General features: G+C 69.1%; 20 protein-coding genes. 10 read left to right on the top strand and 10 right to left on the bottom strand.

What is annotated here, in order from left to right; translation table 11 throughout:
* Positions 1–80: 80 nt before the first annotated feature.
* A complete protein-coding gene (locus ACRAKF_RS00805) occupies positions 81–1,004 on the top strand; it encodes an SDR family NAD(P)-dependent oxidoreductase (protein WP_447034714.1) in 924 nt (307 codons plus the stop codon).
* Between the two features lie 16 nt (positions 1,005–1,020).
* Here ACRAKF_RS00805 and ACRAKF_RS00800 read toward each other — a convergent pair whose 3' ends face one another.
* Positions 1,021–2,409 carry an amidohydrolase family protein gene (locus tag ACRAKF_RS00800; protein WP_447034713.1) on the bottom strand — a complete coding sequence of 463 codons (1,389 nt, stop codon included), beginning with the start codon at positions 2,407–2,409 and terminating at the stop codon, positions 1,021–1,023.
* Positions 2,410–2,478: 69 nt separating this feature from the next.
* Complete coding sequence (locus ACRAKF_RS00795; RefSeq protein ID WP_447034712.1) at positions 2,479–3,570, bottom strand: DMT family transporter; 1,092 nt, start codon at positions 3,568–3,570, stop codon at positions 2,479–2,481.
* 112 nt (positions 3,571–3,682) lie between these two features.
* Between ACRAKF_RS00795 and ACRAKF_RS00790 the strand changes: the two genes are divergently transcribed.
* Positions 3,683–4,582 (top strand): LysR family transcriptional regulator, encoded by a 900-nt coding sequence (locus ACRAKF_RS00790; RefSeq protein WP_447034711.1) that lies wholly within the window; start codon positions 3,683–3,685, stop codon positions 4,580–4,582.
* Between the two features lie 77 nt (positions 4,583–4,659).
* On the opposite strand, the gene ACRAKF_RS00785 is transcribed toward ACRAKF_RS00790, so the two are convergent.
* Positions 4,660–5,334 carry a TetR family transcriptional regulator gene (locus tag ACRAKF_RS00785; protein ID WP_447034710.1) on the bottom strand — a complete coding sequence of 225 codons (675 nt, stop codon included), beginning with the start codon at positions 5,332–5,334 and terminating at the stop codon, positions 4,660–4,662.
* A 227-nt stretch (positions 5,335–5,561) separates the two neighbouring features.
* Between ACRAKF_RS00785 and ACRAKF_RS00780 the strand changes: the two genes are divergently transcribed.
* Positions 5,562–6,470 carry an oxidoreductase gene (locus tag ACRAKF_RS00780; RefSeq protein WP_447034709.1) on the top strand — a complete coding sequence of 303 codons (909 nt, stop codon included), beginning with the start codon at positions 5,562–5,564 and terminating at the stop codon, positions 6,468–6,470.
* Between the two features lie 83 nt (positions 6,471–6,553).
* On the opposite strand, the gene ACRAKF_RS00775 is transcribed toward ACRAKF_RS00780, so the two are convergent.
* Positions 6,554–7,486, bottom strand: coding sequence for a MerR family transcriptional regulator (locus ACRAKF_RS00775; RefSeq protein ID WP_447034708.1), 933 nt, complete (start codon positions 7,484–7,486; stop codon positions 6,554–6,556).
* Between the two features lie 472 nt (positions 7,487–7,958).
* On the opposite strand from ACRAKF_RS00775, the gene ACRAKF_RS00770 reads away from it, so the two are divergent.
* Positions 7,959–9,167, top strand: coding sequence for a hypothetical protein (locus tag ACRAKF_RS00770; RefSeq protein WP_447034707.1), 1,209 nt, complete (start codon positions 7,959–7,961; stop codon positions 9,165–9,167).
* A gap of 14 nt (positions 9,168–9,181) precedes the next feature.
* Here ACRAKF_RS00770 and ACRAKF_RS00765 read toward each other — a convergent pair whose 3' ends face one another.
* The gene (locus ACRAKF_RS00765; protein ID WP_447034706.1) at positions 9,182–9,748 is read right to left on the bottom strand and encodes a nitroreductase family protein; all 567 of its coding nucleotides are present in this window, start codon (positions 9,746–9,748) and stop codon (positions 9,182–9,184) included.
* A gap of 306 nt (positions 9,749–10,054) precedes the next feature.
* On the opposite strand from ACRAKF_RS00765, the gene ACRAKF_RS00760 reads away from it, so the two are divergent.
* Entirely contained in the window at positions 10,055–10,366 is a 312-nt protein-coding gene (locus ACRAKF_RS00760; protein ID WP_447034705.1) for a DUF6092 family protein, read from the top strand.
* Between the two features lie 109 nt (positions 10,367–10,475).
* Here the strand turns inward: ACRAKF_RS00760 and ACRAKF_RS00755 are convergent, their stop codons facing one another.
* On the bottom strand, positions 10,476–11,576 hold the full coding sequence (locus ACRAKF_RS00755) for a response regulator transcription factor (RefSeq protein WP_447034704.1): 1,101 nt from the start codon (positions 11,574–11,576) through the stop codon (positions 10,476–10,478).
* Positions 11,577–11,788: 212 nt separating this feature from the next.
* Between ACRAKF_RS00755 and ACRAKF_RS00750 the strand changes: the two genes are divergently transcribed.
* Positions 11,789–13,222, top strand: a complete 1,434-nt coding sequence (locus ACRAKF_RS00750; RefSeq protein WP_447034703.1) for an FAD/NAD(P)-binding protein — start codon at positions 11,789–11,791, stop codon at positions 13,220–13,222.
* A 42-nt stretch (positions 13,223–13,264) separates the two neighbouring features.
* On the opposite strand, the gene ACRAKF_RS00745 is transcribed toward ACRAKF_RS00750, so the two are convergent.
* Complete coding sequence (locus tag ACRAKF_RS00745; RefSeq protein ID WP_447034702.1) at positions 13,265–13,651, bottom strand: VOC family protein; 387 nt, start codon at positions 13,649–13,651, stop codon at positions 13,265–13,267.
* 156 nt (positions 13,652–13,807) lie between these two features.
* Between ACRAKF_RS00745 and ACRAKF_RS00740 the strand changes: the two genes are divergently transcribed.
* Positions 13,808–14,710, top strand: coding sequence for a DUF3626 domain-containing protein (locus ACRAKF_RS00740; RefSeq protein ID WP_447034701.1), 903 nt, complete (start codon positions 13,808–13,810; stop codon positions 14,708–14,710).
* A 21-nt stretch (positions 14,711–14,731) separates the two neighbouring features.
* On the opposite strand, the gene ACRAKF_RS00735 is transcribed toward ACRAKF_RS00740, so the two are convergent.
* Positions 14,732–15,559, bottom strand: a complete 828-nt coding sequence (locus ACRAKF_RS00735) for an enoyl-CoA hydratase/isomerase family protein (protein ID WP_447034700.1) — start codon at positions 15,557–15,559, stop codon at positions 14,732–14,734.
* Positions 15,560–15,682: 123 nt separating this feature from the next.
* Between ACRAKF_RS00735 and ACRAKF_RS00730 the strand changes: the two genes are divergently transcribed.
* Positions 15,683–16,078 (top strand): winged helix-turn-helix transcriptional regulator, encoded by a 396-nt coding sequence (locus tag ACRAKF_RS00730; protein WP_447041733.1) that lies wholly within the window; start codon positions 15,683–15,685, stop codon positions 16,076–16,078.
* 74 nt (positions 16,079–16,152) lie between these two features.
* The gene (locus tag ACRAKF_RS00725; RefSeq protein WP_447034699.1) at positions 16,153–17,046 is read left to right on the top strand and encodes a DUF1963 domain-containing protein; all 894 of its coding nucleotides are present in this window, start codon (positions 16,153–16,155) and stop codon (positions 17,044–17,046) included.
* Between the two features lie 36 nt (positions 17,047–17,082).
* On the opposite strand, the gene ACRAKF_RS00720 is transcribed toward ACRAKF_RS00725, so the two are convergent.
* Positions 17,083–20,346, bottom strand: coding sequence for a BTAD domain-containing putative transcriptional regulator (locus ACRAKF_RS00720; protein ID WP_447034698.1), 3,264 nt, complete (start codon positions 20,344–20,346; stop codon positions 17,083–17,085).
* Positions 20,347–20,521: 175 nt separating this feature from the next.
* Between ACRAKF_RS00720 and ACRAKF_RS00715 the strand changes: the two genes are divergently transcribed.
* The gene (locus ACRAKF_RS00715; protein WP_447034697.1) at positions 20,522–21,283 is read left to right on the top strand and encodes an SDR family oxidoreductase; all 762 of its coding nucleotides are present in this window, start codon (positions 20,522–20,524) and stop codon (positions 21,281–21,283) included.
* Between the two features lie 30 nt (positions 21,284–21,313).
* Here ACRAKF_RS00715 and ACRAKF_RS00710 read toward each other — a convergent pair whose 3' ends face one another.
* Complete coding sequence (locus ACRAKF_RS00710; protein WP_447034696.1) at positions 21,314–21,997, bottom strand: GntR family transcriptional regulator; 684 nt, start codon at positions 21,995–21,997, stop codon at positions 21,314–21,316.
* Between the last annotated feature and the right edge of the window lie 55 nt (positions 21,998–22,052).

The raw sequence follows: 22,052 nt of genomic DNA, 5'->3' as shown, positions 1-22,052 counted from the left end.
TGGCGGTGGCGCGAGCGGCGAATGTGGTGATGCGCCCAGCCGGGCGCACACCGGTTGAAACGTCAGCAGAGGGACCTCGCATGCAGCACACCATCGTGATGACGGGCGCGAGCCGCGGCATCGGTCGCATCGCCGCGGAGCACATCCTGCGCCGGTCGCCCGACGTTCACCTCCTTGTCGTCACCCGCAAGTTCTCCGGCGCGCGCCTGACCGAAGAGCTGAGCACGGGCGGGCACACGGTCTCGCATGTCTCGGCGGACCTCGGCTCGCTGGACAGCGTCCGTTCCGCTGCCGCCGAGATCCGCGAGCGGCTGGAGCGTGGTGATCTGCCGCCGCTGCGCGGCTTCGTGGGCAACGCGGGCATGCAGTACACGAACGCGCTGACCGAGGGGCCCGACGGGTTCGAGTCGACCTTCGCGATCAACGTCCTCGCAAACCACCTGTTCGTCCGCCTGCTCCAGGACCGGTTCGTGGCTCCCGCCCGAATCGTGATCACCGCCAGCGACACCCATTTCGGTGACTTCAAGCACAACATGGGCATGGTGCCGGGTCCGGCCTGGAAGTCCCCGGACGTCCTCGCCCGCCCGGGCGCCTTCCCCGAGCCGGACACCGCGGCCGGCGGGCGTACCGCGTACTCCACGAGCAAGCTGGCCGCGATCTACCTGGTCCACGAGTACGCGCGCCGCCTGCCGGCCGGGATCGACGCCGTCGCCTACAACCCGGGGTTCGTCCCCGGCACCGGCCTCGCCCGCAACGCCGGGCCCGTCGCCCGGTTCGCGATGCGCCGCATCCTGCCGGTCATGACCCTCACCCCGTTCGCGACCAGCCGCAGTGCCGCCGGAAGCTACCTCGCCGATGTCGTCCTCGGCACGACGAAGGCGCCGACCGGGTCCTACGTGGACCGCACCCGTACCGCCCGGTCGTCGAACGAGTCCTACGACCCTCGGCGCGAGGCCGAGCTCTGGGACACCGCCGAACGGTTCACCGCGGCCTACGCTGCCTGAGCTGTGACACAGGCTCTCAGGCGCGCAGCGGCAGGCCGGCGGCGTGGAAGAGCCGGTCACGGGAGGCCGCGGCCTCGTCGAAGACGGTGTCCCCGGCCTTCAGCACACCGTTCTCCTTGAGGACGTCACCGGCCACCACGACCATGTCGACGTTGCCGGCGTGGCCGCCCGCGACGATCGTGGCGGCGACGTCCGTGGCGGGCAGCAGGTTGGCGTGGTCGAGGCGGATCATGATCAGGTCGGCCTCCTTGCCGGGGGTCAGGCTGCCGGTGCGGTGGTCGATCCCTGCGGCCCGCGCGCCCTCGATGGTCGCGAAGGACAGCAGGTCGGCGGCGTCGAAGGTCGGCAGTCCTGCGATCCGGTCCATGGGCCCGGCCGCACCGGCGAGGATCAGCTGCTGGTAGGCGAGCGTTGCCCGCATGACGCCGAACATGTCACCGCTCACGATCGTCTCCGTGTCCACGCTGAGGCTCGGGCGGACCCCGGCGGCCAGCAGCCGGTTGGTGGCCGGCTGGCCGAGGCCCGGCATGAAGACCTCCAGGGCGCCGGCGACGGACGCGGTCGCCCCGTGCGCGGCCAGCATCCTCAACTCCTCGTCGGTCGACGTGCAGCAGTGGATGAACGTCATGTCGGAGGCCAGCAGCCCCGTCTCGGCGAGCTGCCGGATGGCCTGCTGCTCCGCCCCCCACTCACCGAGGCCCACATGCATGCTGATCCGCAGGCCCAGCTCCCGGGCGAGCCGGATGTCCTGCTCGGACACGCCGGGGGTGGACAGCTCCGGTCCACGGAGCATCGCGTTCAGCGTGACCCGCGCCGAGTCGTCGGACAGCACCTCGTCGCGGATGCGCCGGATGTCGGCGGGGTGGGTGCGGTTGCTGCCGAACTGCCACTGCTCGGCCTCCGTCGACGGCCAGCCGTGGTCGAAGACGGCGCGGATGCCCGACTCCCAGTGTGCGGTGATCGCCGCGTCCGAATGCTCGGGGCTGTTGCTGATGTGGGACTCGTCCCGCACGGTCGTCACCCCGGAGTCGAGGGACATCAGGTCCGCCGCCAGGTTGCCGACGTGGACATCCCGCGGGTCGAAGTGCTGGCCGAGGCCGATCTGCACGTTGCTGCGGTACTCCTCATAGGTCCAGGCAGGGCCCAGGTTGCGCAGCGCCCCCTGCCAGTTGTGGCGGTGGGTGTCGATGAAGCCGGGCAGCACGGCGCTCCCGGTGCCGTCGACGACCCGGGCCCGGTCGTCGGACACCTGCCGGCCGGCGGACAGGTCCCGGCTGACTTCGAGGATCCTGCCGTCGCCGACGAGGACGTCACCCACGAAGTTGCCGAGCTTGTCGTCCTGCGTCATCAGGTACGCGCCCTTGATCAGGATGCGTTCCTTGTTCTGCGGCTGGTTGTGGGACATCTGTTGTTCCTTTCGTGCCGCGGGCGGCACTGTGTCGCTTGTTTGTCGAGGTCCGGGCACAGATGTGGATCACTTGCCGGTGGTGCCACGTGGGCGCCGGGAGGCGATCCAGACGGCGGCGAAGGTGAGCAACGCGCCGAGTACGGTGAGGACGGAGGGGGACTGACCGCCGGAGGGGACCAGGAAGTCCAGGGCGATCGAACTGGCGAGTTGTCCCGCGATCGAGGCCATGCTCAGCAACAGCACACCGATCCGGCGTACGAGGACTGCCGAGGCGCCGATGAACACCATGCCGCACAGGCCGCCGAGGTAGGCCCACCAGCTCGTGGGCAGCGGGTGCCCCGACGTTCCCTGGACGAGTGTCTTCACGCCCCAGGCGGCGGTGAGGAACACCGCTCCGACGCAGAAGTTGAGCCAGGTCGCGGCGAGCGGCGAGCCCGACGCGGCGGTCGACGCCCCGTTCAGGGCCTGCTGTACGCCGAGCAGGAAGCCGGCGGCGATCGCGGCGAGGGCGGGCAGGACGATGGCGGCGGGCGCGGGGGTGTCGGCGAAGCGGGGCAGGGCGGACACGACGGCGGCCACCAGGATGACGGCCGCTCCCGTGAGCCGGGCCGCGCCCGGGCGTTGCCTCAAGCCGCCGCCGATGCCCCGGGCGTCCACGATCAGACCGCTGAGGGTCTGCCCGGCGATGGCCGACACGGTGAACACGGCGATGCCGGTGATCAGCGCGGCGGTGGACTGGGCCAGCGCGAACGTGCCGCCCAGTACCCCGGCCAGCAGGTACCGGCGGGGGAGCCGGCCGTCCCGGGCTGCCCCGGCCATCCGGCGCAGCGCGCCACGTAGCCCGGAGGAGAAGAGGGCGAGGAGGGACAGCAGGACGAACCCGCCCGAGAAGCTGATCGCCGCTGCGGCGATGCCGTCATCAAGGCGATGACTCAGTTCACCGTTGAGCCTGGCCTGTACGGGGACCACCATTCCGGCGGCGATGGCCGCCGCGACGGCCAGGGACCCGCCGCGGGACACGGACGGGCGGGAGCGCCCCGGTGGCTGCGGACCGGGCCCGGCAGGGCGGCGGTCCGACCCGGGCGGTGCGGTGGGAGTGGTCATGTCGTAGCCCTTCAGGAAGGAGCAGGGGGCCGATCCCTGCACGACAACGGTCACTCCTCCTGGCTATCGTGTCCAACGAATGTTTCCGAACAACCAATCGGAAATGTCGATGAATATGCCGTCGATGAATATGGTCGATGAATAAGGGACTGGTGGTGAGGGATCGATGGATCAGAAGAAGCTGGAGTACTTCATCACGGTCGCCGAGGAACTGAACTTCACGCGCGCTGCCCAGCAACTGCACGTCACGCAGTCCACGCTCTCGGCCGGCATCAAGGCCCTGGAGCAGGACCTGAAGGCGGAGCTACTCGTCCGCTCCACGCGGTCGGTCAGACTGACGGAGGCCGGTTCGGCGTTCCTGCCCGAGGCGCGCACCGCGATCGAGGCACTCGACCGGGCCAGGGCCGCGGTGGAGCCGCTCTCCACGGGGCTGCGCGGCAGCCTCACCGTGGGCGTTCTCAGCGGGCTGACCGTCATCGACGTGCCCGCGCTGGCGGGTGACTTCCACCGGCGCCATCCGGAGGTCCGGTTGCGTACCGAGACCTCCCAGCGGGGAACCTCCGGGCTGGTCGAAAAAATCAAGGAAGGCCATGTCGACGTGGCTTTCGTGGGAGCCGACATCACGGACGCGCACCTGAGGGTGAGGGTGGTCAAGAAGTACCACGTCCAGTTGCTGGTTCCCGCCGGTCACCCACTGGCTCTCCGCAAGAGCGTGCGGCTGAAGGACATTGCCGGGGAACCCTTCATCGACATGCCCATAGGGTTCGGCCAACGCCAGGCCGTGGACGACGCGTTCACGAAGGCTGAGCTGTCCCGGCGTGTCCTGATCGAGGTGTCGGACATCACCACGATCGCGGAGTACGTGGCACACGGGCTGGGCGTGGCGCTGCTGCCCCCGGACTTCGCGGAGGCAGCCGGCGACGCGGTGTGTCCCGTACCCCTCGCAGACGCACATCTGTCCTGGACGCTCAGCGTGGTCGCCTCGGCGACGCGGGCGCCGACGCGGGCGCTGCACGCTTTCCTCGACCTCATCCCGCACCACATCCGGCGCGACCGCGTGTTCTGAACGGACGTACGCGCCGGAGTGAGCGCACGGTTGGCATGGGCCGGTCGCCGCGGCCCACGGCTGCTGCCTGGACGGGCTCAGGCGGAGGCGCGGGCGATGGTGCCCGCGGTGAGCGTGGCCAGCATCTCCTGCAAGGCAGTCACGAAGTCCAGCTTGAACGCGGTGAGTGAGGGGTCTGCTTCGTAGGCGGCGAGCATCGCCGGGGAGGGCCGTGCGTGTGTCCACACGGCGCCGATGGTCATGATCATGGCTGCGGTCAACTGCGGTGCGCTGTCGCCCAGTTCAGGAAGGTACTGGTGGGCCAACGCCGCGATGGCGACGACGTTGGCCACGGCCGCGCGCTTATGGCGGGCGGCCACCTGCGGGGAAACGTTGTGTTCCAGTACGCCCGCCTGCGCGCTCAGCAGGTCACACAGGACCCGGCGTTGGGCGAGGGAGCCCGCGATGACGGCGGCGAACTGCTCCGCACGCCGGCTCACCGGGGCGTCCTGGTCGATGCCGGCGTGCACCAGGGCGGGCAAGTCGGCGACCCACTGCCGCCAGGCACGGTCGAGCAGTTCCAGGAGGATCGCCTCACGCGATTCGAAGTAGCGCAGGACATTGGACTTCGCCAGCCCGACGCGGCGGCTCAGCTCGTTCAGGCTGATCTCGCCGATGGGCATCTCCTCAAGCATGGCGGCGGCGGTGTCGAGGATGGCCTGGCGCCGTACCTCGCGCTGCTCCTCACTGCGCGCGCGCTGAAAGTTCGTCATGCCCCCAGGTTACAGACTGCCGGTCTTTTGACATCAGACCGGTGGTCTCCTACGTTGGGACCGCAGTCGAACAGACCGCCGGTCTGAAGGGGGTGCCGGCGCGGCCTCACGAAACCGCCGAGCGCCGCACGACCGAGCACAAAACGCCGAGCGCCGCACGACCGAGCACAAAACGCCGAGCGCAAAACGCCGAGCACAAAACAACGAATCCGAGGAGCGTGACGACGGTGAACCACTGGACTCCCGACGACATCCCCGATCAGACCGGCCGCACCGCGCTGATCACCGGCGGGAACAGCGGGATCGGACTGGAGACCGCCCGCGCGCTCGCCCGGCACGGGGCCCGCGTCATCCTGGCCGGTCGCAGCCAGACCAAGCTGGACCGGGCCGCGGAAGCTGTGCGCGCCGCGACTCCCGGGGCCCGGACGGACACCCTCGTGTTAGACCTCTCCGACCTCTCCTCCGTCCGCGACGCGGCCACCCGAATCGCCGAGACCGAGACGGTCGACCTGCTCTTCAACAACGCCGGCGTGATGAACCTGCCCGAGCGGCGGACCACCCATGACGGCCTCGAGTTGACGGTCGGCACCAATCACCTCGGCCACTTCGCCTTCGACGCCCAGGTCTGGCCCGCCGTGCGCCGCTCGTCCGCACCGCGGGTGGTCACCGTCAGCGCCATCGCGGCGCGGTGGCCGATGGGCAGACTGGACGACCTGATGAGCGAAGAGAGCTACCGCGCCATGGGCGCCTACGCCAAGTCCAAGCGCGCCAACATCGTCTACACCCTCGAACTCGCGCGCCGCACTGCGAGCAGCCCCGTCGAGGCGCTCGTCGTCCACCCGGGGTCGGCGATGACCGGTCTGCAACAGCACGGCAACGGCGCGCTGAGCCGCATGATCACCCCGATCGCCGCACGCCTGCTCATGGGCTCGGCCGAGGGCGCGGCCTGGCCCTCCCTGTACGCGGCGACCAGCCCGTACGTCCAGTCGGGCAGGTTCATCGGCCCCGCCGGACGGGACCAGAGCTCCGGCACCCCCAAGCCCGCCAAGCTCCCCAGAGGCGCCGACGACCCCGCGGAGGGCAGGCGGCTGTGGGCGGCGAGCGAGCAGCTCACAGGCGTCCCCTTCGACCTCTGAGCCGGGGCCGCCCTCCAGGGTCCGTCTTCAGGGTCCGTCTTCGCGGGAGGGATCGTCACCCGGTACGACAAGACCGCCACCTCCTAGGCAGCGGGTGAGTCCTGGGCGGAGAGTTCTTCGGCCAGTTCCATACAGCGCAGGCGGGCCGGGGAGAAGTCGTAGGGCATCTTGCCGGTGGCTTCGAACACGCTCATGGAGTCGGCCTCCCGCCTGCCGGAGCCGAGGTCGGCCTCGCCCTCGCCCTCGCCGTCATCGGCGGTGGCAGGGTGCACGGTGTCCCAGGCGTCGAAGAGGTCATCGTCGTCTTTATCCAGGCCGGACTCCTCGATGGCGGCTTGCAGGGCGCTTTCGAAGGCGTGCCGCTCGGCGGCCACTTGAGCCACTCGTGGATCATCGACGGCGACACTGTCATCGAGTGCCTCCTCGGCGTCATCGATGCGGTCGGAATCCTCCCGCAGAGTGGGATGCGTGGCCAGGACGACGAAGCGGGTGGCCTGGACGGCCGCGCCGAGCGGGCCGAAGATCCGCTCAGTGACCAGCAGGCTGTCCAGGTCCGCCTGGCGCAGGGAGCCCTCGGGCAGGCTCTTGAGGCGGTCGGTGACGAGGTCGGAAAGCAGGCCCATCCGGCTGCCTTCGGTGCGCATCCGCCGCACGGCGGCCCGTTGCCGCCGCAATTCCGCCTCCTGCTCGGCGAGGGTTTCCTCCAACCGCTCCAGGATGCCCGCGATACCTTCTCCGCTGTCCGCACCGGCGGAAGCCGTGCCGTTGGAGGCCGTGCCGGTGGTAAAGGCGTCGCGGATGTCGTCCAGGGCGATCCCGGCATCGGCCATCTTACGAATCCACAGCAGGCGGATCATGTCCTCGTACCCGTAGCGGCGGCGGTCGTCGCCGCCCCGCTCAGGCTCGGGGAGCAGCCCGATCTCGTGGTAATGGCGAATGGCCCGTGGCGTGCTGCCGACGAAGGCCGCCGCGTCACCGATCTTGACCTGGCGGGGTGGTGTGAAAGACGAATGCATGAGCAGGGACCTCTTCTTCAAGGCATCGGGTTCTTCAAGGCATCGGGACGTAAGTCCACCGGACCACATGCCGCTACGGAAGGTGCAACCCCGTACCACCGGACCGCTGCTGTCCGCCGTACTCAGACCTGCGCTGACCTGCTCGCACTCAGCTCCCCGACCTTCTCCGGACGTCGTACCGCTCTCAGGCAGTCGTCACCCGAGCGGCCTAGTACGACTCTCTCCGCCTGGAACGGGCCGACGGATCATGAGTGACTGAGCAGTGCAGGTAGGTGGGAATGGCGGTGTGCCGAGTTGGCTGTTTCCGCTCAACGACTGGTGTCGGTGCCGGCCTCTGCCTCATCGGGTGGCGCCGGTTCCGTACGGGAGATCCACCATGCACAGCAGTCCTGACGCTTGCCCCCAGCCGGCCATCGCCGCCGTGCACCATCCGTGGCGGCGCGGTGAGGCTCCGCGGATACGGCGCATCCGGATGCCGGACGACGGCGGCTGCCCCGTCATTCCCGGAATGACGGGAGTCCACTTCGTATCGTTCACGGACCACCCCGCGGACGGCTCGGCCCAGCGTCGGGCCTCCGCCCGAGTCCTGCACCGGATCGGTGAGCTGGGCCGGTGCCTTGGCACCGCGCAACCGATGGCGGGACAGGGAGCGCTGAGCATCGACATGGGGGCAGGCACCACCGTCATCTTCGCCGAAGCGCGCCTTGGCCCGCAGCGCCACTTCCTTCATCTCATGGGAGCCAAGCACCTGCCCGCGGAGACTCCCGGTGAGATCAACCTGGTGAGCGGCCCCTGCGTGTTCGGCAGCGGGACGCTGTGGGGCCGAAGCGACAACGGTGCTCGGGTGGACCTCCTGCACGCGCAAAGCACTCCGTTCCCCTGCCCTCTGGCCGCGATCGAGGAGACTCCGGGGCCGTCCTTGTACGAGTACGAGTCGGTTTTGCGGAGGGTACGCCTCATCGCCGATGTGGCCGCAGCCCTGCCCCGCACCGTGCCGTTGAACATAACCATCGATATACCCCGCGTGCAGTACTACCTGTACTTGCTGGACGCCTACTGCGGTGGACTGGTCAGTGCGGAGCTGGCCCTTGAGTGGTTCCGTATGGTCGATGCCAGGCATGCGCTCGCCGCAGGATTGTTCCGGGACCGTTTGCGATCTGAGCTCGCTGCCATTGACCGGCAGGATGTCCTTGTCAGAGAATCATCGGCACTGGGCGAGCTCGCACCGCATCTACGAAAGGCCGTACGCCGGGGAGCCATTCCCTGCGCCGATGACCTGACAGCCGTGCTGGCCGCCGGCGGCGACCCGGTGTGGAAGCTGCTGTTGGACCTCGATCCGCCGAAAGAGGTGGCCGATTTCGGTCCCGCCAGCTACGTCGTCGAGGAACTGCGTGCCGCCAACATTCATGAAGACAGCGCCCCCAGCATGGGTATTGCGGTCGAGAACCAAACCGAGTGGAAGGTCTTCGAGCGGAGCAGAGGAATTCTCCGTGAGATGACGGCGGACCGCGCATCCGTCCCTGGGCAGCTCCTCGGCGTGTACCCCTCGGAGCGGCTGCTCAACATCGATCCGCACGGCCGATGGGTCTACCCGTACTTCCTGGAAACCGGCCGCCATGCCCTCGATGAGGATGGCAATACGGTCGACCTCTTCACCGTGATCGACGAGCTCTACGCCTGATCAGTACAGGGCGGTCACGGATTGCGCCGACCGTACCGCTCATAGCTGATGATCTCCTGGGGGTCCCGGCGTTGGGAAGGGCGGTGCTTGTACGCGGGGTAGCCGATCGGAACCAGCAGTACAGGCTTGATCGAAGAAGGCAACCCGAACAGGAACCGCAGGGGTTCGGCGCGAAAGCTGTGAACGGGGCATGCGCCAAGACCGTGTGCATGGGCGGTCAGCAGCAAATTCTGTACGGCCATGGCAACGCAGAGACTCATTGCCCTTCTGTCGGCGGAATTTCCCAGGCTGTCATTGTCATCGATGCATGCCATGACTACTGCTGAGGGGATACCGAACACTCCGGGGGCGAAACTGCGCAGGCGCCGAATATTGCTTTTGTCCTGAATGACGATGAATGACCAGGCCTGGGCATTCGCGGCGTTCGGAGCCGAAACCATGCCCTGCAACAATGCGTCGATGATCTCTGGACCGATAACCGCGTCGGTGTAGGAACGCATCACGCTGCGAGACGTAAGTACCCGCAGAAAATGCGTAGGGGAAATCTCGGGCACAGGCGAAGCAGGAGGTTCGGCAGTCATGATTCCCCCATACCCTGCGGTGTTTTCCCAGCCTCGTTCGGAGCACCCGAGTTCCTTCGTTTTGCCCAGTGAAGTCACCCGCTTGAGCTACGGCGTGGCGCACTGCGTCGCCACATTGTTGGAAACCCGACCTGCCGCCGGGGTGCCTGCGGTATAGGGGCGCCGATGGATGCCAAGCTGGCTCCACACTTGCCGCGAGCTGCGGACCTGCTGCCGATCCACCCCCAACGGGCGCCCGTACCGATCGAATCGGCCGCGGCACCACAGCCGCCCCGGCGCCGGCGCTATACGAGAGGTGACCGAGCCATGACGACGACGGCCGATACCGACCAGCTGAAACTGCACGACGATCTGACTCTGCTCGCCGCCTATCTGCTCAGCGTGGGCCGCGGGTTGTTGGACGAGCCGCAGGAATACCCTCCTCTGCGCTGCATTGATGCCGCCCGGCGCACGATCCAAGTCCTGGAGGCGCACACTACGGCTGACCCGCGTCTCGTGGAGCTGCGGTCCAGGCTCGAGACGGTCGCAACCGCACCGGCGGAGGACTCCCCTCCGATGCGCGAACTACTGGATGACCTATGCATGACCATGGCACGCATCAGCAAGGACACCGCCTGACACTCAGTAAGGACACCGCCTGAGACTCAGTAAGGACACCGCCTGACACCGGTCCGATGCCCAGGCGGGCGGGTCGGCGCGGAGACAACACGCCCACCCAGTGCCTCGGTCACCGGTAATGCTCGGCGAACAATCGCGCGACGAGTTCGCCTCGACTGGAGACCTCCGCCTTGCCGAAGACGGCCTTGAGGTGGTCGCGCACGGTATGCGGAGAGATGAACAGCGTTGCGGCGATCTCCGTGGTGGGAAGCCCACGCGTGATGAGCTGGGTGATCTCCAGCTCGCGCGACGTCAGGCCGTACGCCTCGGCGATGAGGACCGCCCGGTCGGCGGCGGCCGTCGGCTCGATGACGAGCGCCACCGGACCGGGTTGCCCGGCGGGGCCGCTGAGACAGGAGGCGTGGCAGGTCAACCAGTGGCCGTCAACGGTTCGGATACGTGTCCTCGCGCCGCCCGTCCGGTCGCGGCCCTCGGAGATCGCCCGGGCCTGCAACGCGGTGGCGACCACCCAGATCGGCAGCCTCAGGCCCAACTGCGAGGGGATGGAGGGCCCTTCAGGGAGCTGCGCGAGGTGCTGCCGCGCCTCTTCGTTGATCGACGTCGGCTCGCCGGAGGGATCGAAGAGCACCAGTCCGGGCGCGGGTGCGTCAGCTCCGCCGCCGGACGCGGACGGGCGGGCGAACCGGCGTATCCGCGAGGCCAGCGGACCGGACAGACCGGCGAGCAGCGTGGTCTCGGCCGGGCCGAACGGGGCACCACCACGCATACGGAACAGGCTCACCGCGGCCCATGGCCGGTCGCCGACCCGCAGCACGGCCCGTAGCTCGTCGTCCACGCCCTGACTCCCGAGTAGCCGGCGGAAGCGCGCGCTGCGCGCGGGGAGATCGCCGGTGGCCGCGCGCAGACCGGCCGCCGGGACGGTGGCGCGGGCAAGGTCTCGAAACGGGAGGACGTTCTCCTCCAGGAGTTCGCTCTCCCAGTACTCGGCGCAGCCTTCGCCGGAGCCGAGGTTCTCCACCAGCATCGGCGCGGTGATGAGACCGGTCTCCGGGTCGGTGGCCGCCCATACGGCCGAGTCGAACGGCATGAGCCGTCGCAGCTTGGCGGACGTCCGGCTGAAGAGTTCGCGTGTATCGGTGACCCGATCCGCACCCGACAGGATCTTGGCGTGACCTGACAGCACCTCGACGTGGCGGCGCGCATCAGGCATGGAGATCCTTCCCGTGGTCTGGTCTCGTCTGGTCTGGACGCAGGCCAGCCTGCCCGCCCTCCTGCCCTGCGCCAACCCCCCATTTGAGGGGGACATTCCCGGCCGGTCACCGCTAGTGGGGGATGGGGCTAGGCATGGGCGGCGGCGAGGCTCGATGAGGCCGCGGCTCCTTGCGGCGGCGGCCTGGAACGTGAGGGTGTGAAGGGAAGAACATGGACATCGCAATCGTCGGAGCGGGTGCTGCCGCGGTCGGCCTGCTGGACACGCTGGCGGCCACCGCCGACAGCCCTGGCAGCCCTGGGGCCATCACGGTGTTCGAGCCGTCCCCGCATCTTTGGCGAGGCCGCCCGTACGGCCCTGACCTGGACACGGTGCTGGTCAACGCCCCGCCGGCCATCATGTCGATCCACCACCCGGACTTCGGGCACTACGCGGCCTGGCTGGGCACGCGTGGCCCGGCTCACCTCGATGAAAGGCTGGGCCAGCCGTTGGTTCCGCGCGCTCTCTACGGCGAGTACCTGGCACACACTGCGGAGACGGCGTTGGCCATCCTGTGCGAAGTCGGCTGGCGGGTGCGGGTCGTCACCGCCCGTGTCATCGGGGTAGCCAGGTCCGGGGCCAACTGGTCGGTGCGCACCGAGGACGGACGTGGGCACGAGGCCGACCACGTGGCCTTGTGCGTGGGCGGGGGGACGCCGCAGGACCACTACGGTCTCGGCGGCGCCTCCGGTTTCGTGGACGATCCGTACCCGCTGGCACGCACACTCCAACGGGTCGCGGCCGACAGCAACGTCGCGGTCATCGGGAGCGGCCTCACCGCGGTCGACGTCGTCGTGTCGCTCGCCGCGCGCGGGCACACGGGACCGATCACGCTGCTGTCCCGCAGTGGTGTGCTGCCCCATGTCTGGCAGCGCCCGGTCGAGCACCGGCCGCAGCATGTGACCGCCGAGCGGGTGGCGATGCTGCACCGGCAGCAAGGTGCCGTCGCTCTTGAGGACCTCATCGGGCTGCTGCGTGCCGAACTGGCTGAGGCCGGAGAGGACTTCGAAGGCTTCGTGGCCGACCTGCTGGCGACCACAACCGAAGATCCGGTCCGGCGCTTGAGGGCGCAACTGGACGCTGTCGACGACTCCAGGATCGGCCGCCGGGTCCTTCAGGAGACAGCGCACAGCCTTGGCCCGTATGCGTGGCGGCTGCTGCCCGAGCCCGACCGTGAGCGGCTGCGGCGCTACTTCCGCATGGCGACGAGTGTGGCCTCACCGATGGTTCCGGTGAACGCCGCCACCATGCTGCGGATGTTGGACTCCGGGCAACTCGACGTCGCCGTAGGCGTCCGCAAGATCGAGGCGGCGGAAGGGGGGTTCCGGGTACGCCGTGACTACGGCGAGCGCATTTTCGACGCCGTCATCAACGCCGTGAACCCGCCACCGCGGGCGATCCCCCGGGGGGCCGGGCAGTTGGTCACGGCCTTGCTGGCCGACGGCTCCGCCGAGCCGCACCCGGCCGGGGGGCTTGTTCCGGTTGACCCACGCCTGCACGTGGTGGGAGACCTCGCCGGGGGCGGTCCGTTCATAACGTCAAGCATTGCGGGCATAGCGGCCCAAGCGGCACGGGCCGCGCGGACGATCGTCGCGTCCGGCGACTGAATCCCCCTGCGATTGCCTCGCGCACCGATTCGGGAACGCGGCCTACACCTGCTCCTTGTAAACGGCTTCGATGTTGTTGCCGTCCGGGTCGTCCACGAACGCGCAATAGGCGCGGTACTCAGGCCAGAGCCGGGGTTCGTACCGGGACGTGCCACCAGCGGTCAGGGCGGCCTCGTAGAAGGCGTCAACCGAGGCTCGGTCGCGTGCGGTGAACGCGATGTGTGCGCCCCGGGTCACCGTGGCGTCACCCGCGGGGTACAGACCGAAGGAAGGAGTGTCCAACTCCTCTTCCCAGAACTCCGCTCCGCCGTCAGCCGCTTCCCCGACAACGCCAAGAGGCTTGAGCGCGGCAGTGTAGAAGCGGGTGCTCGCATCGAGGTCCGAGGCGATGAAAGTGACGTGGTGGATGAAGGGCCATCGTTGTGTCATGACCGCGCAGTCTACGAGTGCCGAAGTCAAAGCCGGGCACCGGGCTCGATGTAGCACCGCGTACGTCGACCTGGCGGCGGCAAGGGCTCATACGCTGCATCCTGTCCGCGAACAATCCGCGTGCACCGGTTGATCAGGTTGGGGAACACTGTGCTGATGAGCTCTACAGCTTCCCGGACAGCGCAGGAACGGGCCCTTGGGCATGTCGCGGAACTGGCGTCGGGCCCTCCGATGGATCCCGCATTGCGGGTGACCCTGAACTTCCACCCGGACCGCCTGCTGCACGGCAAACCGATCCTGGACGCCATGGCCGAGGCCGGCGTCTACCACTCACAGTTCGTCACTGGGACCAGCAACGGCGGCCTGACCGCGCATCCGGGCGGCGACCGGTGGCGTTGGGAGAGCCGGATCTTCGGCGGCGCGTACGACGAAGCGACCGCTGAGGAGCGGCCCGTCTACGGGGCGTTGAACTTCCGTCGCAAGCCGGTCGGCGGGGCCCCGCGGTTCGGCTCGGCCCACTTCCGGCTGACGCCCCAGACGCTGACGCGCAGCACGTTCTGTTACCCGGACAGTTTCCTCGAACCGTCGGATTTCGGTGTTGTGGCCCGCATGGGGCTCATCGAGCTTGCCCTCGCCGATCGACAGGACGAGCTGGACGATTACATCGAGGCTCAGGTGCACGGGCCGGTCCGGCTGCGATGCCATGTGGAAGCGCTGGTTCTGGACCCCTGCTACCGAGGCACGACGGTCGAGGACGCGGCGCTGCGTCTCGGCTGCCCGGTGGAGTGGCACCCGGGCTTTCGGCTCGGCGTCGAAGAACTCCGACGTCACCCCGGCTACCGCGGTCAGGATTACGTCGACTTGGGCGAGCGGATCGCGGTCGACGGCATGCTCGATCCGCGGATCGTCGCGGACGCCGCATGTGCCGGCCTCTATGACCCCCAGGCGGTCAAGAAGGTATGGCACTACTTGGCGCGATTCGGGTCCCCCTGGAAGGCCACGGACACATCGGTGACTCCGGCACCGATGGAGGGGGCTGTACCCGATGGCCTTCGTTGAGGGGAATGCCGCCGACCTCAGCTACCCGGGGAGATTGCGGAACAGACCCTCGAGGTCCTGTTCACCGTCCCGGGTCTGGGCGCCGTTGGCCAGCCCGGCGGCCATGAGTTGTGCTGTGGCGGGGCGGAATATGAGCCCGGCCCAGGCGTCGTTCTCCCGCGCCAGGCCATCAGAATGATCGCGGAGGACGATGGCTCGCTTGGCTGCCGCGAGGACGCTGCCGGGCAACGCGGCGATGTTACCGGCGAGGCGGTCGACGAACTCGTCGAGCTGGTCGGCGGGGACGGCTCGGTTGACCCAGCCGTACCGCTCGGCGGTCTCGGCGTCCATCAGGTCGGCGCCGAGCACGATCTCCAAGGCACGGTTACGGCCGACGCGCTCGGTGAGGTACTGCGTGGCGCCGCCGCCGGGGACGATGCCCATGAGGGCCTCGATCTGGCCGAGCCCGGCCTTGCCGATCGCCGCGAACGCCATGTCCGCGGCCGTGACGAACTCGGCTCCGCCGCCGCGCGCCTTACCCGCGAGCTTGACGATGGTCACCTGAGGCTGACGGCGCAGCTGCTCCCCGACGGCCTGGAAGACGTTGACGCCGTCCGGCAGGTCGGCCATGAGTCCGGCGAGGGCGTCCGGGGTGGCGGTCATGTCGACGTGGGCGAGGAAGAAGTCCGGGTCCGCGCTGTCGAACACGATCACGCGTACGGTGTCGTCGTCGGCCAGCGTGGTGAGCAGGCGCCGCACATCGGTCATGACCGCGACGCTGATGATGTTGACCGGCGGGTTGTCGATCGTGACGTGCGCGACTCCGCCCTTCTGGCTGACCCGCAAGGTTTGGTAGGCGTCGTGGCCCATGATGAGTTTTCTCCTAGGTATCCGGCAGGACCCTGGTTCCTGAGGTATACCTACTGTGAAACCGCCCTTGACCTGCGTCAATAACGCACTTCAGGCATCCTAAGGATCGTGGAGGATACCGCCATGGCCACTTCTGAGGCCGTCTACCGGGCCATCGCCGAGCACGACGTGGTGTTTCGGTCCGACTGTCCGAGCAGGCCGATCCTTGATCAGATCGCCGACAAGTGGTCGATGATGGTGATGGCGGTCTTGGTCGAACCACGCCGGTTCAACGAGATCAAGCGCCGCCTCGATGGCGTTACGCAACGCGTCCTCACGCAGACCTTGCGCCGGCTCGAACGCAACGGGATGGTCGAGCGCCGCGTGCTGCCGACCTCGCCGGTCGGCGTCGAGTACTCGCTTACCGCCCTCGGTGAATCCCTGCGCGAGCCGTTCGCTCATCTCTACGACTGGACCGTCGCCAACGCCCCCGAGATCCAAGCACGCCAGCGCGACTACGACCGGCAAACCCCGCGCTGACACCACGACCATGAAACACCCGATCATGCTCGGCACCGGGGAGGCCGGGTTGGGGAGGGTTTATCTTCATCGGTATGGATCATTGGGCGGAGTTTCGTCGGGCAGCGCTCGGGCTGGGTGTCCCGGACGACGAGATCAGCAGATTTAGCCGGCACCTTCGCTTGTCGATCGGGTTGTCCGGGGGTGGCGGCGGCTCTCCCGTCGGGCAGTTCGGTGGGTTGCCCCGGCTGCCGGTAGGCATGAAGTGGCCGTCTGCCGAGGCCAGTCCGCTGCCGTTGCTCGTTTCCGTCGACTGTGGGGCGCTGCCGAGAGTCGACGGCTTCGACCTGCCGGCGGACGGGACGCTGCTCTTCTTCGTGGACCAGGGGATGGACCATGAGGACGGTTCCGGTAGGTACGCGCGAGCCGTGTATGTACCGGACGGCACTGAAACCGCGGTCGCGGAAGCCCCCAGCTCCGTGTGTGTTCGCGAGCAGATCGACGTCTACGCCGAGCTCAGAGCCGAACTGCCCCTGTGGCTCCAGGAGGGCGACGAGGACGAGGGCTGGCATGAGTACTGGGAGGATCTCGATTGGGAGGACATGTCGCCCTTCCAGCAGGAGTTGGTCCGGTACATGGAGCGTGACCTGCCGCACCTGGACGAACTTCGGGATCTGGCCTACGGCCTCTGGCCGTCCGGCGCCGGCATCGTTATCGGCGGGTATGCCGATGACGAGGTGATCAACAGCATCGCGGAGCAGACCCTCGCGGGCCGCGAGAAGGCAGGGGAGATCCCCGCCATCCCGATCGCGAAATGGTCTACCCACCTGGAGAAGGAGAAGCACCGGCTGACGAGCGAATGGATATCACTCGTCAGAGAACTCCCGGTCTACGAGGAGTACTACACGAGTTTTGTGATCCGCCACGACGACTTGGCCGCCGCTCGGGTGGACAAGGCGCTGGCCGTGACCGACTTCAAAGCCCCGTAACGAGCCTTGACTCGACGAGATCGACCTGGTCCGGCGTCACGCCCCCCGCAGCGACCGCGCCTCTTGAAGTGGGTCCGATGCCGCGCCCCGCTCGAACGCCTCCGTGAAGTCCGCCTCGTCAAGTACCGCGCGTACCGCGGCGCTCACCCGGTCCACGTCGCCGCGTTCCCCCGCCGGCAGCGGCGCGCCCACCGAGGCGCGGGCGGCGGCCGCCGCGCCGAGCAGCCGTGCGGCCTGCCCCGCGTGCCCTGCCAGTGCCCGCGCTCCCGCGAGTCCCTCCGCCGCCAGCGCGAGGGCACGTGGATCGCCGGTGCCGCGGGCCGCGGTGAGGCCTTCCAGGTGCAGGGACAGAGCGGCGTCGGCGTCCCCGCGCAGCTCGGCGACGAAGCCGAGTTCGGCGAGGATCAGGGCCGTCCCGTATTCCGCGTCGAACTGCCGGTTCCACGCCAGCCAGGTGCGCAGATACGACTCGGCGGCGTCGAGCCGTCCCTGGCGGCGCGCGCCGAGGGCGAGGCCGAGTTCGGCGTACTCCTCGGCGGGCTTGTCGCCCTGTTCGACCGCGAGGCGCCTGCCGCGCTCGTGGAACTCGTCGGCGCGGGCGTACTCCCCGCTCAGCAGGGCGATCCGGCCGAGGTCGGACCAGCGTACCGACGCGTCGGTCCACAGCCCCAGGTCCTCGGCGACGCGCAGCCCTTGTTCGTGCAGGCGGGCGGCTTCCTGGTAGTCGCCCTCGATCTCCGCGAGCCGCCCGAGCACGGACATCGCCTGTAGCCTGCCCCAGCCGTCGCCGGCCTCGTGGAACAGCGCGAGGCTCTCCTTGCCGTCGCTGCGGGAGGCCGTCAGGTTGCCGCACACGTAGGTCTGCATGCCCCGTGTGCTCAGTCCCGCGGCGATGCCCCAGGGGTCGCCCAGGGCACGGGACTCCGTGAGCACCCGGTCGACGAGTTCCTCGCCCACCGTGAAGTCCCCGAACCGGGTGACCGCGAACCCGAGGAACCAGCCGGCCCTGGTCCGCTCGCGCGGGTCGCGGATGTCCTCGTACAGCCGGAGAACCGCCGCGCTACGGCGCGCGGAGGCGTCCGGGGCGCCGGACAGCAGGCCCACCCCGGCCCGCCAGGCCGCGGTCACCGCGCGGCCCGGGTCACCCTGAGCCGTCGGCTCCGCCTCGCCCGGCAGGCCGAGGGCCACGGTCAGCTGACGCTTGGCCTCGGCGAGACGGCCGCGCAGGAACCAGTACCAGACCATGGAGTGCGCCAGGCCCCGCATCAAGGTGCCGTCGCCGTCCGCGGCGGCAGCGTCGAGCGCGCCGCGGATGTTGGCGCTCTCCGCGTCCAGGCGCCGCAGCCACTGCCGCTGCTCGCCGCCGCGCAGGAAGGGGTCGGCCCGCTCGGCGAAGGCCGCGTAGTAGTGCGTGTGGATGCGCCGCACCCGCTCGTACTCGGTGGCGCGCAGCCGTTCGAGGCAGTACGCGGACACTGATTCCAGGAGCCGGTAGCGGGGCCCGTCGGCTTCGTGGCCGGCCAGGACGAGGGAGCGGTCCACCAGGCGGGTCAGCAGATCCAGGACCTCGGCGGGCTTGACACCGTCGCCCGCGCAGACGGCCTCGGCGGCGTCCAGCGTGCAGCCCTCGGAGTGGATGGCGAGCCGGCGCAGGACCGACTGCTCGGCCGCGGTGAGCAGCTCCCAGCTCCAGTCGATCACCGCCCGCAGTGTCTGCTGCCGCGCCGGTGCGCCCCGGTGGCCGCCGGTCAGGAGCTTGAACCGGTCGTCCAGGCGCTTGGCGAGCTCGCGCGCCCCAAGGACACGTATGCGTGTGGAGGCCAGTTCCAGGGCCAGCGGGATTCCGTCGAGACGGCGGCAGATCGAGGCCACGGCCCGGGCGTTGTCGTCGGTGAGCTCGAAGCCGGGCGAGGCGGCGGCGGCCCGGTCCAGGAACATTTGGACCGCGCTGGAGCGCCGCAGCACCGCGAGGTCGGCCGAGTCATCGGGGTCCTCGGGCAGGTCGAGCGGGTGCACCTGCCACAGTTGCTCGCCCGCGATGTCCAGGGGCTCCTGGCTGGTGGCGAGGATGTGGATGTCCGGTGCGCCGCGCAGCACCGCCTGTGCGAGCCCCGCGGCCGCCTCGACGACGTGCTCGCAGTTGTCGAGGATGAGGAGGAGGCGACGGCCGCGCAGGGCGTCGGTGAGGCGGTCGAGCAGCGTGCGCGGCAGGCCGCCCGGCAGCGGTCCGGGGCCGGTGTCGTCCCGGATCGCGAGCGTCGCGGCCACGATCTCGGCGAGGTCGTCGCCCGCGGCCGCCCCGGATTCGGCGGGGAAGGTCTGTGAGGCCAGTTCCACCAGCCAGACGCCGTCCGGGTATGTCTGGGACAGGCGGGTCGCCACCTCCACGGCGAGGCGGGTCTTGCCGACCCCGCCGGGTCCGGTCAAGGTCACCAGGCGGCCGGAGTCCACCAGGTCACGCACGGCGTCCACGGCGTCGGAGCGGCCGATCAGGCCGGTGAGCGGGGTGGGCAGGTTGGTGCGTGGCCGCGGTGTGGCCACGGGGGCGGGCGCGGCCCGCAGGGCGGGGTCCTGCCGCAGGATCTCCTGGTGCAGGGCCGCCAGTTCGGGTGCCGGTTCGAGGCCCAGATCCTCGTCCAGGCGGCGGCGCAGGTCCTGGTAGCTGTCCAGGGCCTCGCTGGCGCGGCCCGCGCCGTACAGGGCCCGCATATGGGCGCCGCGCAGCCGCTCCCGCAGCGGGTGGCGCCCGGTCAGTTCCCCTAGCTCCGGCGCCAGTTGGCTGTGCTCGCCCAACTCGAGGCGGGCTTCGGCCCGTTCCTCCAGGGCGAGCAGCCGCTGTTCCTCGAGCCGGGTGAGGGCTTCGCGGGCGAACTGCTCGTCCTGGAAGCCGGCGAAGGCGGGGCCGCGCCAGAGCCCGAGGGCCTCGGTGAACAGCTCGGCCCGCTCCCGGGGGCCGGGGGCCGTACGTGCCTGGGCGGTGAGTGCGGTGAAGCGGCCCGCGTCCACCGCGTCGTCCGCCACCTCCAGGACGTATCCCAGGGCACGGTACGTCAGGAGGCCGGGGCTCTGGGCCAGGGTGAGTACCTTCCGTAATCGCGACACCAGAGTCTGTAGCGCGCCCATGGCGTTGGCGGGCGGCGCGCCCGCCCACAGCTCGTCGACCAGGCGGTCGGCGGAGACCACCTGCCCCGGTGCCGTCAGCAGGGCCGCGAGCAACGAGCGGACCTTGGCCTGCGGCACCCCTACCAGTTCACCGTCCGGCGACCAGATGGCCAGCGGACCCAGTACCCCGAAGCGCATGAGATCAAGGTAGCCGCCCCGTGACCGTTGCCGGGTGTGTCAGTGCGCCGCAAGTGGACCGACAGCCGACTGCAAGGCCTTGCCCGCACTCTGTGTCCACCGGCGAAAACCGGCGTAACGAATACCCCGCACACCATTCTCAACTGTGAGTAACAGTGAGTAACAGGGAGACATCATGAGTAAGTTCGCAGGCAAGAAGGCCGTCGTCACGGGCGGCACCCACGGTATGGGCCTGGCCATCGTCAAGGCGCTCCTGGACGGCGGGGCCGAGGTGGTCCTCACAGGTCGCAACGAGAAGAACATCGAGTCGGCGCGCACGGAGCTGAAGTCGCAGTCCGCGCACGTCGTACGCTCCGACGCCGCGAGCATGGCCGACATCCGGGCCCTGGCGGACACGGCCCGGGAGAAGCTCGGGCGGGTCGACTATCTCTTCGTCAATCACGGCATCGCGGAGGTACAGACCCTCGACGAGGTCACCGAGGAGGTCTGGGACCGGGCGTTCGCGGTGAACACCAAGGGTGCCTTCTTCACCGTGCAGAGCCTGTCGCCGCTTCTCAACGAGGGCGGCGCGATCGTCTTCACCACGGTCGCCAACGACCTGATCTTCCCCGGCTTGAGCGCCTACTCCGGTTCGAAGGAGGCGGTGCGTGCGGTCGCCCATGTCCTGGCGGCCGAGTTCCTGCCCCGCCAGATCCGCGTGAACCTCGTGGCTCCCGGCTACATCAAGACTCCCACCATGGGCGTCGCCGGGCTGACCGAGGACGAGCGCCGCGAGTTCGAGGAGCAGGGCAGCCAGACCACCCCGCTCAAGCGCAACGGCACGGTCGAAGAGGTCGCCGCGGCCGCCCTGTTCCTGGCGGCCGACGCCACCTTCAGCACCAACGTCGAGTTCCCGGTCGACGGCGGCTTCGCCCAGGGCCTCAGCGGCGCCCACTGACGGTGTGGCCCTGACCCCGCAGCAAGGCTCCTACTCCTGGCCGCTCGTGGCGCGCGTCAGGTTGGTGCTGGAGTGGGAGAGGTAGTCGTCGAGCAGCTGCTCGGCCAGAGCCGTGTCGCCCCTCTCCAGCGTCTTCAGCAGGGTGCGGTTGCGTTCCAGGTAGGGGGAGTGGAGGGCCTGCGGGTCGCTCAACGCGTGGAAGGCCAGCCGGAGTTCGGCCAGTACCGTACGCATGCATTCGTCTATGCGAGGGCTGCCGGCCAGGGCGACGAGTTCGCGGTGGAAGTGGAAGTTCGCCGTGCCCAGCGCGTCCCAGTCCTGGTCGGCGGTGGCCCGCTCACCGTCGGCAACGGCCTCCGCCAAGCCGTCCAGGGCATAGGGCGGCTCTCCCAGGGAGCGGACCACGGCGCACTCCACCAGCAGCCGTACGCGGTAGATGTCGGCGACGTCCGCGGCGCTGGGTCTGCGCACGAAGACGCCACGATTGAGTTCGTGGACCAGCAGTCGCTCATGGGTGAGCAGGCGGAAGGCCTCTCGCAGGGTGTTGCGGGAGACGTCGAGGGCCGTGCCGATCTCGTCCTCGGACAGTTTCGCGCCAGGCTTGAACTGGCCCTCGCCGATGCGTATGCGCAGTAGATCCGCCACCCGTTCGGAGATGCTTGTGCGCCCCAACAGGTATCTGTCGCCCGCTAGTTGATCCGTTTGGCGGCCCATGAGTGCTCCTTTTCGAGGGAGGCCTCTGGAGTGATCGTATGACACCCCTTGGCGA

This window comes from Streptomyces sp. DSM 118878 (assembly GCF_052936595.1).
Note: the sequence above shows the minus strand (reverse complement) of the source record. Positions and strands in the feature narration are given on the sequence as shown.

What these genes read in the sequence shown, in the direction of transcription:
- ACRAKF_RS00745 (WP_447034702.1), bottom strand. Translation starts at nt 13,651, where the DNA reads ATGACACAACGATGGCCCTTCATCCACCACGTCACTTTCATCGCCTCG.
- ACRAKF_RS00720 (WP_447034698.1), bottom strand. Translation starts at nt 20,346, where the DNA reads ATGCGCTTCGGGGTACTGGGTCCGCTGGCCATCTGGTCGCCGGACGGT.
- ACRAKF_RS00790 (WP_447034711.1), top strand. Translation starts at nt 3,683, where the DNA reads ATGGATCAGAAGAAGCTGGAGTACTTCATCACGGTCGCCGAGGAACTG.
- ACRAKF_RS00805 (WP_447034714.1), top strand. Translation starts at nt 81, where the DNA reads ATGCAGCACACCATCGTGATGACGGGCGCGAGCCGCGGCATCGGTCGC.
- ACRAKF_RS00715 (WP_447034697.1), top strand. Translation starts at nt 20,522, where the DNA reads ATGAGTAAGTTCGCAGGCAAGAAGGCCGTCGTCACGGGCGGCACCCAC.
- ACRAKF_RS00755 (WP_447034704.1), bottom strand. Translation starts at nt 11,576, where the DNA reads ATGCCTGATGCGCGCCGCCACGTCGAGGTGCTGTCAGGTCACGCCAAG.
- ACRAKF_RS00750 (WP_447034703.1), top strand. Translation starts at nt 11,789, where the DNA reads ATGGACATCGCAATCGTCGGAGCGGGTGCTGCCGCGGTCGGCCTGCTG.
- ACRAKF_RS00765 (WP_447034706.1), bottom strand. Translation starts at nt 9,748, where the DNA reads ATGACTGCCGAACCTCCTGCTTCGCCTGTGCCCGAGATTTCCCCTACG.
- ACRAKF_RS00760 (WP_447034705.1), top strand. Translation starts at nt 10,055, where the DNA reads ATGACGACGACGGCCGATACCGACCAGCTGAAACTGCACGACGATCTG.
- ACRAKF_RS00740 (WP_447034701.1), top strand. Translation starts at nt 13,808, where the DNA reads ATGAGCTCTACAGCTTCCCGGACAGCGCAGGAACGGGCCCTTGGGCAT.
- ACRAKF_RS00710 (WP_447034696.1), bottom strand. Translation starts at nt 21,997, where the DNA reads ATGGGCCGCCAAACGGATCAACTAGCGGGCGACAGATACCTGTTGGGG.
- ACRAKF_RS00775 (WP_447034708.1), bottom strand. Translation starts at nt 7,486, where the DNA reads ATGCATTCGTCTTTCACACCACCCCGCCAGGTCAAGATCGGTGACGCG.
- ACRAKF_RS00730 (WP_447041733.1), top strand. Translation starts at nt 15,683, where the DNA reads ATGGCCACTTCTGAGGCCGTCTACCGGGCCATCGCCGAGCACGACGTG.
- ACRAKF_RS00735 (WP_447034700.1), bottom strand. Translation starts at nt 15,559, where the DNA reads ATGGGCCACGACGCCTACCAAACCTTGCGGGTCAGCCAGAAGGGCGGA.
- ACRAKF_RS00770 (WP_447034707.1), top strand. Translation starts at nt 7,959, where the DNA reads ATGCCGGACGACGGCGGCTGCCCCGTCATTCCCGGAATGACGGGAGTC.
- ACRAKF_RS00785 (WP_447034710.1), bottom strand. Translation starts at nt 5,334, where the DNA reads ATGACGAACTTTCAGCGCGCGCGCAGTGAGGAGCAGCGCGAGGTACGG.
- ACRAKF_RS00800 (WP_447034713.1), bottom strand. Translation starts at nt 2,409, where the DNA reads ATGTCCCACAACCAGCCGCAGAACAAGGAACGCATCCTGATCAAGGGC.
- ACRAKF_RS00725 (WP_447034699.1), top strand. Translation starts at nt 16,153, where the DNA reads ATGGATCATTGGGCGGAGTTTCGTCGGGCAGCGCTCGGGCTGGGTGTC.